At 53.6% G+C, this 14,469-nt stretch carries 14 protein-coding genes and 2 tRNA genes; 10 read left to right on the forward strand and 6 right to left on the reverse strand.

Features of this window, described 5'->3' with window-relative positions; all coding sequences use genetic code 11:
• Window positions 1-36 precede the first annotated feature (36 nt).
• Together ACMWL8_RS21685 and dkgB are read left to right on the forward strand one after the other, a co-directional pair.
• Window positions 37-113 (forward strand) — tRNA-Asp (locus ACMWL8_RS21685).
• A gap of 160 nt (window positions 114-273) precedes the next feature.
• Window positions 274-1,077 (forward strand): 2,5-didehydrogluconate reductase DkgB, encoded by an 804-nt coding sequence (gene dkgB, locus ACMWL8_RS21690; RefSeq protein ID WP_028015602.1) that lies wholly within the window; start codon window positions 274-276, stop codon window positions 1,075-1,077.
• Window positions 1,078-1,105: 28 nt separating this feature from the next.
• Here the strand turns inward: dkgB and yafC are convergent, their stop codons facing one another.
• Window positions 1,106-2,011, reverse strand: a complete 906-nt coding sequence (gene yafC, locus ACMWL8_RS21695; RefSeq protein ID WP_028015603.1) for a DNA-binding transcriptional regulator YafC — start codon at window positions 2,009-2,011, stop codon at window positions 1,106-1,108.
• 104 nt (window positions 2,012-2,115) lie between these two features.
• Between yafC and ACMWL8_RS21700 the strand changes: the two genes are divergently transcribed.
• From ACMWL8_RS21700 to ACMWL8_RS21710, 3 genes are all read left to right on the forward strand, one after another.
• Window positions 2,116-3,291 (forward strand): MFS transporter, encoded by a 1,176-nt coding sequence (locus ACMWL8_RS21700; protein WP_028015604.1) that lies wholly within the window; start codon window positions 2,116-2,118, stop codon window positions 3,289-3,291.
• A 136-nt stretch (window positions 3,292-3,427) separates the two neighbouring features.
• The gene (locus ACMWL8_RS21705) at window positions 3,428-4,228 is read left to right on the forward strand and encodes an endonuclease/exonuclease/phosphatase family protein (RefSeq protein ID WP_028015605.1); all 801 of its coding nucleotides are present in this window, start codon (window positions 3,428-3,430) and stop codon (window positions 4,226-4,228) included.
• Between the two features lie 75 nt (window positions 4,229-4,303).
• Complete coding sequence (locus tag ACMWL8_RS21710) at window positions 4,304-5,077, forward strand: class I SAM-dependent methyltransferase (RefSeq protein ID WP_045261183.1); 774 nt, start codon at window positions 4,304-4,306, stop codon at window positions 5,075-5,077.
• 52 nt (window positions 5,078-5,129) lie between these two features.
• Here ACMWL8_RS21710 and mltD read toward each other — a convergent pair whose 3' ends face one another.
• Together mltD and gloB are read right to left on the reverse strand one after the other, a co-directional pair.
• Window positions 5,130-6,494: a murein transglycosylase D gene (mltD, locus tag ACMWL8_RS21715; RefSeq protein WP_045261184.1), complete on the reverse strand. Its 1,365-nt coding sequence runs from the start codon at window positions 6,492-6,494 to the stop codon at window positions 5,130-5,132.
• A gap of 68 nt (window positions 6,495-6,562) precedes the next feature.
• Window positions 6,563-7,321 (reverse strand): hydroxyacylglutathione hydrolase, encoded by a 759-nt coding sequence (gene gloB / locus ACMWL8_RS21720; RefSeq protein WP_045261185.1) that lies wholly within the window; start codon window positions 7,319-7,321, stop codon window positions 6,563-6,565.
• A gap of 32 nt (window positions 7,322-7,353) precedes the next feature.
• On the opposite strand from gloB, the gene ACMWL8_RS21725 reads away from it, so the two are divergent.
• Window positions 7,354-8,070, forward strand: coding sequence for a class I SAM-dependent methyltransferase (locus ACMWL8_RS21725; protein WP_045261186.1), 717 nt, complete (start codon window positions 7,354-7,356; stop codon window positions 8,068-8,070).
• On the opposite strand, the gene rnhA is transcribed toward ACMWL8_RS21725, so the two are convergent.
• Window positions 8,071-8,538, reverse strand: coding sequence for a ribonuclease HI (rnhA, locus tag ACMWL8_RS21730; protein ID WP_028015610.1), 468 nt, complete (start codon window positions 8,536-8,538; stop codon window positions 8,071-8,073).
• A gap of 64 nt (window positions 8,539-8,602) precedes the next feature.
• On the opposite strand from rnhA, the gene dnaQ reads away from it, so the two are divergent.
• Together dnaQ and ACMWL8_RS21740 are read left to right on the forward strand one after the other, a co-directional pair.
• Window positions 8,603-9,334, forward strand: a complete 732-nt coding sequence (gene dnaQ, locus ACMWL8_RS21735; protein WP_045261187.1) for a DNA polymerase III subunit epsilon — start codon at window positions 8,603-8,605, stop codon at window positions 9,332-9,334.
• Between the two features lie 132 nt (window positions 9,335-9,466).
• Window positions 9,467-9,543, forward strand: a tRNA-Asp gene (locus ACMWL8_RS21740).
• A gap of 37 nt (window positions 9,544-9,580) precedes the next feature.
• Here the strand turns inward: ACMWL8_RS21740 and ACMWL8_RS21745 are convergent.
• On the reverse strand, window positions 9,581-10,513 hold the full coding sequence (locus tag ACMWL8_RS21745; RefSeq protein ID WP_045261188.1) for a DMT family transporter: 933 nt from the start codon (window positions 10,511-10,513) through the stop codon (window positions 9,581-9,583).
• Between the two features lie 101 nt (window positions 10,514-10,614).
• Here ACMWL8_RS21745 and ACMWL8_RS21750 point away from each other — a divergent pair, with 101 nt between their 5' ends.
• Window positions 10,615-11,529 (forward strand): LysR family transcriptional regulator, encoded by a 915-nt coding sequence (locus ACMWL8_RS21750; RefSeq protein ID WP_045261189.1) that lies wholly within the window; start codon window positions 10,615-10,617, stop codon window positions 11,527-11,529.
• Window positions 11,530-11,673: 144 nt separating this feature from the next.
• On the forward strand, window positions 11,674-13,620 hold the full coding sequence (locus tag ACMWL8_RS21755) for a TonB-dependent copper receptor (protein ID WP_082071020.1): 1,947 nt from the start codon (window positions 11,674-11,676) through the stop codon (window positions 13,618-13,620).
• 78 nt (window positions 13,621-13,698) lie between these two features.
• On the opposite strand, the gene ACMWL8_RS21760 is transcribed toward ACMWL8_RS21755, so the two are convergent.
• Window positions 13,699-14,385, reverse strand: a complete 687-nt coding sequence (locus tag ACMWL8_RS21760; protein WP_041911170.1) for a LuxR C-terminal-related transcriptional regulator — start codon at window positions 14,383-14,385, stop codon at window positions 13,699-13,701.
• Window positions 14,386-14,469 lie beyond the last annotated feature (84 nt).

Genomic DNA, 14,469 nt, shown 5'->3' on the forward strand with positions numbered 1-14,469 from the left:
GGTGCATTAATCCGGTGGTTACAAGCAGTCTTCGGTGGAGCGGTAGTTCAGTCGGTTAGAATACCTGCCTGTCACGCAGGGGGTCGCGGGTTCGAGTCCCGTCCGTTCCGCCACTTATTAAAAGCCCTGAGTTAACGCTCAGGGCTTTTTTCATATCTGACGATTAATTATTGCGAAATTAGCAAAAATCCTCTGCGTTTTACGATCTTTTTCTCTATAACACCGCCAGCGATAATCGTCCTCAGTTAACGAACATAACAATTGAGGAATATTATGACTCTCCCTGCATTCGGTCTTGGCACTTTCCGCCTGAAAGACGACGTAGTTATCGCATCAGTGAAAACCGCTCTTGAACTGGGCTATCGCGCAATTGATACGGCACAGATCTATGAAAACGAAGCTGCCGTTGGACAGGCTCTTGAAGAGAGCGGTGTACCGCGTAATGAACTGTTCATCACCACCAAAATCTGGATCGAAAACCTCAGCAAAGACAAGCTGATCCCAAGCCTGAAAGAGAGCCTGAAGAAACTGCGTACCGACTATGTCGATCTGACGCTGATCCACTGGCCGTCACCGAACGATGCCGTTTCTGTGGAAGAGTTCATGCAGGCGCTGCTGGAAGCGAAAAAGCAGGGCCTGACCCGTGAAATTGGTATTTCCAACTTCACCATCCCGCTGATGGAAAAAGCCATTGCCGCAGTTGGCGCAGAAAATATTGCGACAAACCAGATCGAGCTGTCTCCATACCTGCAAAACCGCAAAGTCGTGGACTGGGCAAAGCAGCACGGTATCCATATTACCTCTTACATGACGCTGGCCTACGGTAAGGCGCTGAAAGACGAGGTAATTATCCGTATCGCTGAGAAGCATAACGCCACTGCTGCGCAGGTTATTCTGGCATGGGCAATGGGTGAAGGCTATGCCGTGATCCCATCATCAACCAAGCGCGAAAACCTGGCCAGCAACCTGCTAGCGCTGGATCTTCATCTGGATGACGATGATAAAAAAGCGATCGCAGCACTGGAGTGCAACGACCGCCTGGTGAGTCCGGAAGGTTTAGCCCCTGACTGGGATTAATAAGACCCTCCCTCTGTAACCTGAACCCTCACACAGCTCCTCCGGGAGCTGTTTTTATATGCTCGCTAAGGAAGTCGATAAAGGCGCGTATGCGCGTGCTTACCGCTCTGTCGCTGTAATACACCGCGCTGAAAGGCATCTCGACCGGCAAACGTTTATCGGCCATTAGCTCTACCAGTTCACCCCGCGCTATCTCTTTATCAATCATATAGTCTGACAAGCAGGCGATCCCATTCCCTTCCAGGCAAAGCTGCTTCAGCGTTTCTCCGCTGTTAGACGATAACCCGCAGGTAATTTCATGAAGCTGGCCATCATGACAGGCAACAGGCCAGGTGTTCAGCGACACCGGCTCCGTAAAGCCCAGGCACAGATGCTGCTTCAGTTCTTCAACCGTCTCCGGTTTACCATGTTCAGCAATATACTGTGGCGACGCGATAATTTTACGGTAGCTGGCAAACAGCGGGCGGGCCCGCAGGCTGGAATCCGTCAGGGTTCCCGCCCGAATAGCCACATCCACTTTCCGCTCGATGAGGTTAATAAACGTCTCGGACGAAACCAGAGAGAGCGTCATCTCCGGATAGCGTTCACGGAAAGGTTTGATTAACGGCATCAGAAAATGAAGCACAACCGGCGTGGCAGCATCAATGCGCAGCAACCCGCGCGGCGTGCTGCGGGTTTCCATAATCTCCGTCTCCGCTGCGGCCATCTCCTGCAGCACCGACTGCACGCGGCGGAAATAACGTTCCCCTTCTTCCGTCAGGCTGAGCTGCCGCGTCGTTCGGTTGAGCAGACTTACCCCAAGCTTCATCTCTAGCTTTTTCACCGAGCGGCTAATGGCCGAGTTAGCCTGTCCCAGCTGCTCGGCCGCGCGGCTAAAGCTGCCGCTTTCGACGACGGCGACAAAGATTGTCAGCTCTTCAGACGTTGCTTTCATTGTTGCACCACCTGCAAAATTCTATTGATATTTTGACCATTTTTGTTATTTAAGCACTGGCGCATACTGCCTGTCATCTTAATCCTGATGATACGGAGTATTTTATGCCACTGGCGCTACTTGCCCTGACGATCAGTGCCTTTGCAATTGGCACGACCGAATTTGTTATCGTGGGACTGGTTCCCACCATCGCTAACCAGCTTGCCATCTCGCTGCCCTCAGCCGGGTTACTGGTGTCCATCTACGCCCTGGGCGTTGCCGTCGGCGCGCCGGTGCTGACGGCCCTGACCGGACGTTTTCCGCGTAAGCAGCTGTTAGTCGCGCTGATGGTGCTGTTTACCGCCGGGAACGTTCTGGCCTGGCAGGCACCGGACTACACCACGCTGGTGATTGCCCGCCTGCTGACCGGTCTGGCACACGGCGTGTTCTTCTCGATTGGTTCCACCATTGCAACCAGCCTGGTCCCCAAAGAGAAAGCGGCTTCAGCGATCGCGATCATGTTCGGTGGGTTGACCGTCGCACTGGTCACAGGCGTACCGTTGGGAACGTTTATCGGACAGCATTTCGGCTGGCGTGAAACGTTCCTGGCCGTCTCCTTACTGGGCGTTATCGCTCTGGTGACTAGCCTGCTGCTGGTACCGTCGAATATTCCAGGCCGGGCGAGCGCCAGCCTGCGCGATCAGCTGAAAGTGCTTACCCATCCGCGTTTGCTTATCATCTATGCGGTTACGGCTCTGGGCTATGGCGGCGTATTCACTGCCTTCACCTTCCTGGCACCGATGATGCAGGACCTGGCGGGCTTCTCCCCGAATGCCGTGAGCTGGATTTTGCTGGGATACGGTATTTCTGTGGCCATTGGCAATATCTGGGGCGGCAAGCTCGCGGATAAGCATGGTGCGGTACCGGCGCTGAAATTTATCTTCGCCGCCCTGGTGGTTCTGCTGATGATTTTCCAGTTCACGGCTTCAATGCAATACGCCGCGCTGGTCACGGTACTGGTGATGGGGATCTTCGCCTTCGGTAATGTGCCAGGGCTTCAGGTTTACGTTGTCCAGAAAGCCGAGCTCTATACGCCGAATGCGGTGGATGTGGCATCCGGTCTGAATATTGCCGCTTTTAATATTGGTATCGCACTGGGCTCCATTATTGGCGGACAAACCGTCGAACACTTCGGATTAACCCAGACCCCATGGATTGGCGCGGTGATTGTCCTGGTCGCCTTCCTGCTGATTGGCCTGAGTGGACGCCTCGATAAGCCAGCCCGCGTAGCGCTGGGATAACATCAGTAAGTGCTTGCTTACAAAACTGGAAAGCGGTTTCTCAGAAATTGCGTTGAAAGTGTGACCTAAAGTCCCTATAACATTAGAACCAGTCCGTTTTCAGGGCTGGTTCATGTTACAGGGGCTGTTTCCAAAAGTGCGAAAAAATACCTATGCCATGCGTTATGTTGCCGGAATGCCCGCGGAGAGGATTTTGCCTCCGGGGTCGTTTGCGAGCATAAGCCAGGCATTACCCGCCGGCACACCGTTAAGCAGCGATGATAAAATCCGGGTGCTGGTCTGGAATATCTTCAAGCAGCAGCGCGCGGAGTGGTTATCGGTACTCAAAAATTTTGGAAAAGATGCCCACCTGGTTCTGCTCCAGGAGGCGCAAACTACCCCTGAACTGGTACGGTTTGCCACCACGAATTACCTTGCCGCCGACCAGGTGCCGGCATTTGTTCTGCCGCAGCATCCCTCTGGCGTAATGACGCTTTCTGCTGCCCATCCGGTCTACTGTTGCCCGCTCCGCGAGCGCGAACCTATCCTGCGTCTGGCGAAATCAGCGCTGGTGACGGTCTATCCGCTGCCGGATACCCGTATGCTGATGGTCGTCAATATCCACGCGGTAAACTTTAGCCTCGGCGTGGATGTGTATAGTAAGCAGTTACTTCCTATTGGCGATCAGATTGCGCATCACAGCGGGCCCATCATCATGGCAGGCGATTTTAATGCCTGGAGCCGTCCGCGCATGAATGCGCTGTATCGCTTTGCGCGCGAAATGTCGCTGCGTGAAGTTCGCTTCAGTGATGACCAGCGTAAAAAAGCTTTTGGTCGTCCTCTCGACTTTGTCTTCTATCGCGGTTTGAGCGTGCACGACGCCTCTGTACTGGTGACGCGCGCTTCGGATCACAACCCTCTACTCGTTGAATTCAGTCCCGGCAAACCTGATAAATAATGGTGTGTCAGGTCTGCCGTGGGGCAGGCCGCGCGGATGCTGCCCTTTTATTTTTAACCAACAAAGGACAGTACGATGACAACAACACACTCCCATCATGACAACGTAGAAAAACAGTTTGGTTCTCAGGCAAGTGCTTATCTGAGCAGCGCCGTGCATGCTTCAGGTCGCGATCTGGTGCGTCTCGGTGAACGTCTGGCGGCATTCCCGCAGGCGCACGTGCTGGACCTGGGATGTGGGGCAGGGCACGCCAGCTTTACGGCTGCGCAGCAGGTAGCCCACGTTACCGCATATGATTTATCGAGCCAGATGCTGGACGTCGTTGCTGAAGCGGCTAAAGCGAAAGGGTTGAACAATATTGATACGCGGCAGGGCTATGCGGAGTCTTTACCGTTTGATGACGCGTCGTTTGATGTCGCGATCAGCCGGTATTCTGCACACCACTGGCATGACGTCGGCCAGGCAATGCGCGAAGTCAGACGTGTTCTGAAGCCGGGTGGCACCTTCATCATTATGGACGTGATGTCTCCCGGACATCCGGTGCGTAATATCTGGCTGCAGACGGTCGAAGCGCTGCGCGACACCTCGCACGTTCAAAACTACGCCAGCGGGGAGTGGTTATCGTTTATCACTGAAGCCGGGCTGATTGCGCGCTCGTTAATAACAGACCGTTTACCGCTGGAGTTCAGCTCCTGGATAGCCCGTATGCGTACCCCGGAGGCGTTAAGCCAGGCAATTAGGCTTTACCAGGAGAGTGCGTCCGCAGAGGTGAAGGCGTACTTTGAACTGCAGGCGGATGGCTCATTTACGAGCGATACCATCATGGCTGAAGCGCAAAAAGCGGGATAAACAAAAAAGGCACCGAGGGGAATCGGTGCCTTTTTATCTTTCGATCGTGTAATCAGGAGTCTGGCGTGGCGCTGTTCTTCACAAACAGCGTCAGCTGGTCGCCTGGTTTCAGATTGTCAGTATCATTATTCCAGCGCATCACATCTTTGATGTTCACGCCGTGACGTTTTGCGATACTGGACAGCGAATCACCCTTACGCACGCGATAGGTAATGCTATCGCTGTTGTTGGCAAGACGCTGAGCGCTGCTACCTGCGCCAACCGTCAGATTCTGACCCACTTTCAAGCCCGATCCACGCAGATTGTTCCACTGCTGAAGATCTTTTGCGCTCACGCCAAGACGTGAGGCAATGCCTGAAAGGGTATCCCCTGAACGCACCTTATAGCTGCGGCTGCTAACGGATGAAGCATCGGCGATCAGCGTTGACTGAACGGCGGCAATTTCACCCGATGCTAAAGACTCACGTAACTGCGCCGCATGTTTCTGCGGAACCATCACATACTGCGGGCCGCTTGCCCCCAGCGTCGAGCCTTTAACGCCAGCATTAAAGGTTTTCAATTTACTTACCGACATACCCGTCATATCAGCAACTTGTTGAATATCAACCGGATTGCTGAGGCGAACGCGCGCCAGTGCACGACTTTCGTCTGGTGTTGGCAGTTGTACACCGTAACGCTTGCTGTTCTTGAGAATATCGCTCAAGGCCAGCATCTTCGGTACGTAAATCTTCGTTTCCTGTGGCAGTGAGAGCGACCAAAAATCGGTGGATTTACCCCGTGCTTTATTCGCTTTCATTGCCTTCAGTACACGACCTTCGCCGCTATTATACGCTGCGACCGTTAACAGCCAGTCGCCGTCAAACATCTTGTTCAGACGTTGCATCATATCGAGAGCGGCTGTCGTTGAAGCGACAACATCGCGACGCGCATCATAGTTGCGGGTCTGTTTCAGACCATAGTTTCGCCCGGTGCTCGGAATGATCTGCCAAATGCCTGCGGCATTGGCGCCAGACGTCGCGTGTGGGTCAAAAGCGCTCTCCACTATGGGTAGGAGTACCAGCTCCATAGGCATGTTACGTTTTTTAACTTGCCCGGCTATCCAGTACATATACGGCTCTGCCCGTAACGTTACATCGTGGAGATAGCTCTTATTTCTTAAATACTTCTGTTTCTGTTCGCGAATCCGGCTGTTTTCCGGAATTCCCATCTTTAGCTCGTCGCCAATAGAGGTCCACAAGTCTTGCTCCTGCGCGAAAGATGTCCCATCGTCCATCCAGCGCGCCGAACTTGTAAACTTCCCTGCTTCCCCTTGACCAGCTGCAGAAAGGCTCTGTGCGTGCTGTTGTACGTTGCTGCCGTTCTGCGACTGGCAACCTACAAGCAGGACAGAGGCGAGTAATATCGCTTTTGCCTTCATGTGTGTGTCAATAGTTGCTTAAAAGACGAGCGATGATAACGGCGAAATTTTGAAAAGGCAACCCGCATTTATCTGAAGTTATCTTTCTTTGACCTTAACCATGCAAATCGCTGTTCAGGTTGTTGCAAATTTGTTTCTTGGTTAATTTTATTAATTAAATCAATATCATCTGTTCGTAAAAATAAATTAATCTGACGCTCATTTTTCAGAATTACGGGCAGTGTATTTTGGTTTTTTGCACGTAACTCCTTCACTTTGTGATAATAATCCTGAATCGCTCGATCCTCGGGTAAGAGGCTTGCAGCAAACTTCATATTTCCTAACGTATACTCATGGGCGCAACAAATAAGGGTATCATCCGGTAATGCGCTAAACTTTTGTAAAGACTGATACATCTGTTCCGGCGTGCCTTCAAACAGTCTTCCGCAGCCGCCAGAGAACAAGGTGTCGCCACAAAAAAGATAAGGTTTGCTGTAGAAACACAGATGTCCCAAAGTGTGACCCGGTGTAGCAAATACGGAAAACTCCCACTCGTGGATGAGGATATTTTCGCCTTCTTCGACTACTTGCGTCGTTCCCTTATTTTGTGTCTCAGCCGGTCCGTACACCACAAGATGCGGAAATTGGGCGCGCAGTTCCTGCACGCCGCCAGTATGATCGTTATGATGATGCGTCAACAGAATGGCGTCAGGCTGCCAGCCGTTATCATTTATGGCGCGCAGTACAGGGGCGGATTCGCCGGGATCGACAATGACGCATCGACGATCGTCATCGACCAAAACCCAGATGTAATTGTCCTCAAAAGCGGGAATACTGATAAGATTCATACATTACCTCTTATAGCGTGGCGGGTGTTTTGATGAAACCGGCAAGGATACCTCAGACTGTCGCAGCACCGGAACGTTGGGCGGAATTGCCCTGGGGTGAATACTATCGCGAGGCACTGGAGCAGCAGCTGAAGCCCTGGCTCGCGAAAATGTATGGCTTTCACCTGCTTAAGATTGGCAATCTCAGCGCGGAAATCAATACCGAAAGCTGCGCTATCTCACATCAGGTTAACGTCTCTCTCGGCGGATCGCCGGTTCAGGTGAAGGCAGACCCGTTGCATCTGCCATTTGCAGAGAAATCCGTTGATGCATGCCTTCTTGCACACGCGTTGCCCTGGTGCAGCGATCCTCACCGTATGGTGCGTGAAGCCGATCGCGTTCTGATTGATGACGGCTGGCTGATCCTCAGCGGATTCAATCCGCTGAGCCTGATGGGGCTGCGCAAGCTGGTACCCGTGCTGCGCCGAACGCCACCCTATAACAGCCGAATGTTCACCATGATGCGCCAGCTCGACTGGCTTTCACTGCTGAACTTTGAAGTGCTCTGCTACGGCGGTTTTCAGGTACTGCCGTGGGCGCGGAAGGGGGGAGTGTTGTTAAGCACGCATTTGCCCGCCTTAGGCTGCATGCAGTTTATCGTCGCGCGTAAGCGAACCATCCCCCTTACGCTTAACCCGATGAAGCAGAGCAAATCGAAAACGCCTATCCGGCAGACCGTTGGCGCAACGCGGCAGTACAGAAAGCCCTGATCAGGATTCAGGCTGGTAGCCTGCATCCTCATGGGCCGGGTTTAAAGCCGCCGCGCGCGCCAGTTCGTCGCAGCGTTCGTTCTCAGGGTGACCAGCATGCCCTTTTACCCATTCCCATTTTATTTGGTGCTGACCTAATGCCGCATCCAGCCGCTTCCAGAGATCGACATTTTTAACCGGCTTTTTATCCGCAGTTTTCCAGCCGCGTTTTTTCCAGTTGTGGATCCACTGGGTGATACCCTGGCGCACGTACTGGCTGTCGGTACTGAGCACCACGTCGCAGTGTTCTTTTAAGGCTTCCAGCGCCACAATGGCCGCCATCAACTCCATACGGTTGTTGGTGGTCAGGAAATAGCCTTCGCTAAAAGTTTTTTCATGCTGGCGATAGCGCATAATCGCGCCGTAGCCGCCGGGCCCTGGGTTGCCGAGACAAGATCCATCGGTGAAAATTTCTACCTGTTTACGCATCTCTGGTAGACTTCCTGTATTTGAAACGTTCAGTTAAACGATAAGTCTGACATAAATGACCGCTATGAGCACTGCAATTACTCGCCAGATTGTCCTCGATACCGAAACCACCGGTATGAACCAGATCGGCGCGCACTACGAAGGGCATAAGATCATTGAGATCGGTGCCGTTGAAGTGGTGAACCGTCGTCTCACGGGGAACAACTTCCATGTGTATCTCAAACCCGATCGGCTGGTGGATCCAGAGGCGTTCGGCGTTCACGGTATTGCCGATGAGTTCTTGCTGGATAAACCGACCTTTGGAGAGGTGGCAGACGAGTTTATGGAGTACATCAAAGGCGCCGAACTCATCATCCATAACGCCTCGTTCGATATCGGCTTTATGGACTATGAGTTTAGTAAGCTCCATCGCGATATTCCGAAAACAAACACCTTTTGCAAAGTGACCGATAGCCTGGCGCTGGCGAGGAAGATGTTTCCCGGCAAGCGTAACAGCCTCGATGCGCTCTGTTCACGTTACGAAATAGACAACACCAAGCGAACGCTGCACGGGGCATTGCTCGATGCCCAGATCCTGGCCGACGTCTATCTGGCAATGACCGGCGGACAGACGTCGATGAAGTTCAGCATGGAAAATGAGTCGCAGCAGACGCAGGGCGAAGCGGGCATTCAGCGCGTTGTCCGTCAGGCAAGCCGCTTGCGGGTTGTTTTAGCCAGTGATGAAGAGCTACTTAACCATGAATCCCGTCTCGACCTGGTGCAGAAGAAGGGCGGAAGCTGTATGTGGCGCGCCTGAAAAAACGCCACAATGCCTGTAAAATCATCGGTTGGGTGAATTTTGCAGCAAACGATTCAAAACGTGAGAAAAAGCGTTGACGAGATCGGAGGCACACCGTAATATGCGCCTCGTTCCCCAAACGGGAACAGTGGAGCGGTAGTTCAGTCGGTTAGAATACCTGCCTGTCACGCAGGGGGTCGCGGGTTCGAGTCCCGTCCGTTCCGCCACTATTCAGGCCCACGTTATTTATAACGTGGGCCTTTTTCATATCTGTACTTTTTCGTCTGCGCGTTCGATCTTCGCGACTTTCCTTTGCGAGGCGCGAGAGCAGAGGGCAATGCCAAACAGAATCAGTACCGTGCTGACCAGATGATACGAATGCAACGTAACGTGCAGGAACATCACGCTGAACAGACCGCCGCTCAGCGGAATAAGGTGGGAATAAATCTCCCCGCGGGTTGCACCGATAGCCGCAATGCCTTTATTCCACAGCAGGTAAGAGAGCCAGGAAGGAAAGACCACCAGGTACATCAGCCCGCTTAAAAAGCCCGGTGCGGTATAGGCCGTCCACTCAGGTAAGCCGGTCTTTATCAACGATATCGCCAGTACCGGTAACAACACCAGGGCACCGAGGACCGCGCTCACGGCCACAAATGCATTCCCACCGACGCTTTTCGGCTTCATCCGCAAGAAAGCACAATAAACGGCCCAGCTGGCGGCAGAGCCCATGGTCCAGATATCGCCGCGATTCAGATTTTTAAGCGTATCCAGATGCAGCAGATCGCCCTGCATGACCAGCCAGACGACGCCCAATGAACTGAGAACAACGCCAGCAATATTCTGTACTGATATTTGCTCTTTAAAGACCAGCTTATTTATCAATAAAACCAGGGCAGGCGTTGTAGATAAATAAATAGCTGCATTAAGAGATGAAGTATATTGCAGACCGATATACAGCGTGAGTGGGAACATAACCTGTCCGCACAACGCAAGAAATATGATCGTACCTTTCGCCTTTTTCATCATCGGCCACTGGGCGCGAATTTGTCTGATATAAAGCATCGATAAAAGAAGAGCCGTAATTATCCAGCGTGCGGCGGATAATATAATCGGGTCTGCATGCGCCACCAGTAAATGACCGACGACATAATTACCCCCCCAAAAACAGGCCGCGAGACTGAGTAAAAAATAGGGCATAGAGGCTCCTGATAATAAACATTTTGTCTGCCTTTAGGGTACTGCCGGTACAGAATTAAATGCTAATATAATATTTTCATCTCACGGTATTGGCTGAAACTATGAAGTTTACTCTCAGGCAACTTGAGTTCTACATTGCGTTAGCGGAAACATTACAAATTTCCAAAGCGGCCAGCCGTTGTCATATATCGCAATCTTCCATGACGGTCTCTATGCGCAACCTGGAGGAGGCGGTGAATGCCCCTCTCTTTATCCGCCATGCAAAAGGGATCCAGTTAACTCCCGTGGGGGAGCGATTTCTCAATCATGCCCGCAAGATCCTCCACGATAGCCGCGCGGCGGTGGAGGATCTCCATCAGCAGCCTGAGGCGATTAACGGCGTCGTGCGCATCGGCATTGCCGAAACCCTTTCCGCTTATCTGCTGCCCAATCTCTGGGGCGATATCGCGCAGCGTTTTCCGCTGCTGGAGACGGCATTTCATGAGGCGCCCGCATCGCAGCTGCTTCAGGCCTTGCGTCAGGGAGATCTCGATTTTTGTCTTTTGCTGACCTCCAATATCAGCCACGATAGTACGCTTGAGGTCGAAACGTGGATCCGTTCGCCGCGCCGGTTATGGACCGCCATCGGCCATCCTATTCTCAGCGTGCCGGAGCTTCGGTTAAAGGATGTGGAAAAGGCGCCATTTCTATTGCTGGTGACGGACGATTATCCCGATGTGATATCCGACTACTGGCAAAGCAGGGGCTGCCATCCTGACATTCATTTTCGCACCAACTCCTTTGAGGCGATTCGAAGTCTGGTCGCGCAGGGAAAGGGGGTGACGATTTTATCCGATCTGGTCTATCGCCCGTGGGCGCTCGGCGGTCAGCGCGTGATCCGGCGCACCATTGACGACTGCATTACCTATATGGATGTGGGCATCGTCAAAAACGTCGGGCAGCCGCTTTCGCCGGCCTGTTTGCGGTTGATGGATTTTTTACGACAGCAAACGGCACGCCTGGGCGAAGCGCGCTGAACTGCGTCCCTGAGATTTCCGTTATCCGCCAGATATTTCCTGATTTCCCTGAGGGCCTTCTTGCCCGCAGGTCGTGTATTCCGCTGCTGGGGATGAAGACAATAAGCGCCTTGCTTATTTTCTTTACCGAAACGGAATTGTGCTATGTCTGGTATCACCGCGAGCGGTATTCGTTCCCTGCTCGCCTCCCGTCCACTCTTGTTGGTTCTCTGCTGTGCCACCGCTTGGCCGGCATACGCTGAAGAGTCGATGACCGTTGAGGGGTATTATCGCGATCCCGCGTCATTTATCGCTCCGGCTCATACTCCAGCACAACAATTGCCTGCCAGCGACGGTGCGGGCGCGCTAAAAAACATCCCGGGTTTTTCCGTACTGCGCAGCGGCGGGAGTAACGGCGATCCGGTGTTGCGCGGAATGTTCGGCTCCCGGCTGACGCTTCTTGCAGACGGCGTCAGCACTCAGGGGGGCTGCGGCTCGCGCATGGACACCCCAACGGCCTATATCACTCCGCAAAGTTACGACACGATAACCGTCATCAAAGGCCCACAAAGCGTGCTCTGGGGGCCAATGGGGTCCGCCGGAACATTGCTTTTTGAACGCCAGCCGGACTATTTCAGCGTACCTGAGCTAAAAGGCAGCGCTGAGCTGCTGCGGGGCGCTAACGGGCGCGCGGATCAAAACCTTAATCTCGCGTTTGGCGACCCGCGCGGCTACGTCCGCCTGGACGGTAATCATTCGGAGGCGGATGACTACCGGGATGGTCATGGCAACCGCGTGCCTGGCCTGTGGCGCAGATGGAACAGCGGCGTCACGGTTGGGCTCACGCCTGATGAGGACTCGCTGGCGGAGCTAAGCGTGGGAGCCAGCGACGGTAAAGCCCGCTATGCGGGGCGGATGATGGATGGTAGCCGTTTTGCCCGTAAAAGCGCGGCGCTAAAACTGGAGAAATATCACCTGAGCGAGCACGTCAGCAAACTTAGCTGGCAGCTCTATGCCAATGATACTGACCACATCATGGATAACTACAGCCTGCGTCAGCCCGTTGGACCGAAGCGTAAGTCTGAAGTTGGCGGCGTGGTGATGGGCAGCCGCCTTGCCGGCGTGTGGGAAGATGAAACCACCACGATTACCGCCGGCGCGGACGTAATGCGTAAAAGTCACCGTAAAAAAAGCGCGGGATCGTGGCGTGACGATGCCCGTTTTACCCAGGCGGGTCTGTTTAGCGAATGGCGCCAGTCCGTCACGGCGGACGATACGGTCATCGTGGGTGCGAGACTGGATAGCATTCGCGCGGACGATCGGCGCAGCGCGCAAAATAGCTCCCGGCACGACCTCCTGCCCGGCGCGTTCACGCGCTATGAGTATCGCGTACCTGACGCACCCGTCATGCTTTATAGCGGCATCGGTTATACCGAACGTTTTCCTGATTACTGGGAGCTATTTTCCGGCAAGGCTGGAGAACAAAGCTTTCGTCAGCTGAAAACAGAAAAGACCCTGCAATGGGATAGCGGCGTGCAGTTACACGGCGACAAGGTTAGCGCCTGGGCATCGGCCTATGTCGGGCGAACTACCGATTACATTCTGTTTGATTATAGCCGCACGCCGTCGCAGGCCAGCAACATCAATGCCGCCGTTATGGGCGCGGAGACGGGCGCAAGCTGGAGCCTGACGCCCAACTGGGCACTGACGGGAAGCCTGAGCTACGCCTGGGGCGAGAATCGTAGCGATAAACAGCCGCTGCCGCAGATGCCGCCGCTCGAAGGGCGGCTGGCGCTGGACTATACCGGGCAACAGTGGCGCACCGGATTACTCTGGCGTGTGGTTGCGCCGCAGCATCGCGTGGCGCAAAACAAAGGTAACGTCACCGGCCAGGATCTCGGACCGAGCGCGGGGTTTGGCGTGCTTTCGTGGAGCGCGGGCTACACATTTAACGACCATTTTGAGTCCCGCGTGGGTATTGAGAATCTGTTCAATAAATACTACAGCGAGCACCTCAACCTGGCGGGCGCCAGCCAGTTCGGATACGCCGCAAATCAGCAAATCCCTGAACCGGGGCGCGTCTGGTGGCTGGCGATGACATACCATTTCTGATCCTGAGCGTCATTGCTGAGAGCGACCGTTGAGGCGTACGTTTGCCTCTACCGCCTGTTTACAGGCGGTTTTTTTATTTCAGATAGCAATATCGAACATTTGCGTTTTCGCCAGCAGGCAATAGAGCTGACAGTCGCTGTTAACCCCCAGTTTTTCCATCGCGCGCAGCTTATGGGCGCTGACGGTTTTATTACTCAAATGCAGCTGTCTGGCGATCTCTGTCAGACTCATCCCTTTGCAGAGCATACGCAACACATCAATTTCACGGGGCGAGAGCTCTTGCTCCGTTTGTGCACCGGTCTGGAACAGGGAATGCATCAGCTCGCGCTCAATATAGACTTCCCCATTGATCACCGACGTCAGCGTTCTGCTCAGGGTTTTCTCACAGGTGTCCCGACTAATATAGGCTTTGGCGCCTGCCTCCAGCGACATGCGGATAAGCTGCGTGTTTTTGTAGGGCGAAAGCACAATGATTTTAAGCTGCGGATATTTACGGCTGAGCCATTTAATCAGCAATACGCCGTCCATTCCGTTGAGCGGGTTAACGGTTTGGCTGGTGGCAAGAGAAAAGCCAAGGAACAGAATGTCGACAGGCTGTTGGGATAGCAGTGAAAGCAGCTCAGATGGCGTTGCGGTATCGCCCTGAATGCAAAACTCCGGGCGGGGTGAGCCGTCGCTGAAAAGAGAGGGCATATTGGTGATCATGGATAAGACGCCACGACGGATAATAGTGTGCTCATCGGCAATAGCGATACGGACTTTCATGGTTTCTCCTTCGAAAATGTGGGCGACGGTAGGGATAACGCCGCCGGATGACCAGAAAGATACAGATCCTGTGCAGAGCATTCT

This window comes from Enterobacter sp. 04-C-12-SI-ECC (assembly GCF_047530715.1).
GTDB lineage: Bacteria > Pseudomonadota > Gammaproteobacteria > Enterobacterales > Enterobacteriaceae > Enterobacter > Enterobacter bugandensis.

Bases quoted from the DNA above. Each gene is read 5' to 3' on its own strand.
- dkgB (WP_028015602.1), top strand. From the start codon at position 274: ATGACTCTCCCTGCATTCGGTCTTGGCACTTTCCGCCTGAAAGACGAC.
- yafC (WP_028015603.1), bottom strand. From the start codon at position 2,011: ATGAAAGCAACGTCTGAAGAGCTGACAATCTTTGTCGCCGTCGTCGAA.
- ACMWL8_RS21700 (WP_028015604.1), top strand. From the start codon at position 2,116: ATGCCACTGGCGCTACTTGCCCTGACGATCAGTGCCTTTGCAATTGGC.
- ACMWL8_RS21710 (WP_045261183.1), top strand. From the start codon at position 4,304: ATGACAACAACACACTCCCATCATGACAACGTAGAAAAACAGTTTGGT.
- mltD (WP_045261184.1), bottom strand. From the start codon at position 6,494: ATGAAGGCAAAAGCGATATTACTCGCCTCTGTCCTGCTTGTAGGTTGC.
- gloB (WP_045261185.1), bottom strand. From the start codon at position 7,321: ATGAATCTTATCAGTATTCCCGCTTTTGAGGACAATTACATCTGGGTT.
- ACMWL8_RS21725 (WP_045261186.1), top strand. From the start codon at position 7,354: ATGAAACCGGCAAGGATACCTCAGACTGTCGCAGCACCGGAACGTTGG.
- rnhA (WP_028015610.1), bottom strand. From the start codon at position 8,538: ATGCGTAAACAGGTAGAAATTTTCACCGATGGATCTTGTCTCGGCAAC.
- dnaQ (WP_045261187.1), top strand. From the start codon at position 8,603: ATGAGCACTGCAATTACTCGCCAGATTGTCCTCGATACCGAAACCACC.
- ACMWL8_RS21745 (WP_045261188.1), bottom strand. From the start codon at position 10,513: ATGCCCTATTTTTTACTCAGTCTCGCGGCCTGTTTTTGGGGGGGTAAT.
- ACMWL8_RS21750 (WP_045261189.1), top strand. From the start codon at position 10,615: ATGAAGTTTACTCTCAGGCAACTTGAGTTCTACATTGCGTTAGCGGAA.
- ACMWL8_RS21755 (WP_082071020.1), top strand. From the start codon at position 11,674: ATGTCTGGTATCACCGCGAGCGGTATTCGTTCCCTGCTCGCCTCCCGT.
- ACMWL8_RS21760 (WP_041911170.1), bottom strand. From the start codon at position 14,385: ATGAAAGTCCGTATCGCTATTGCCGATGAGCACACTATTATCCGTCGT.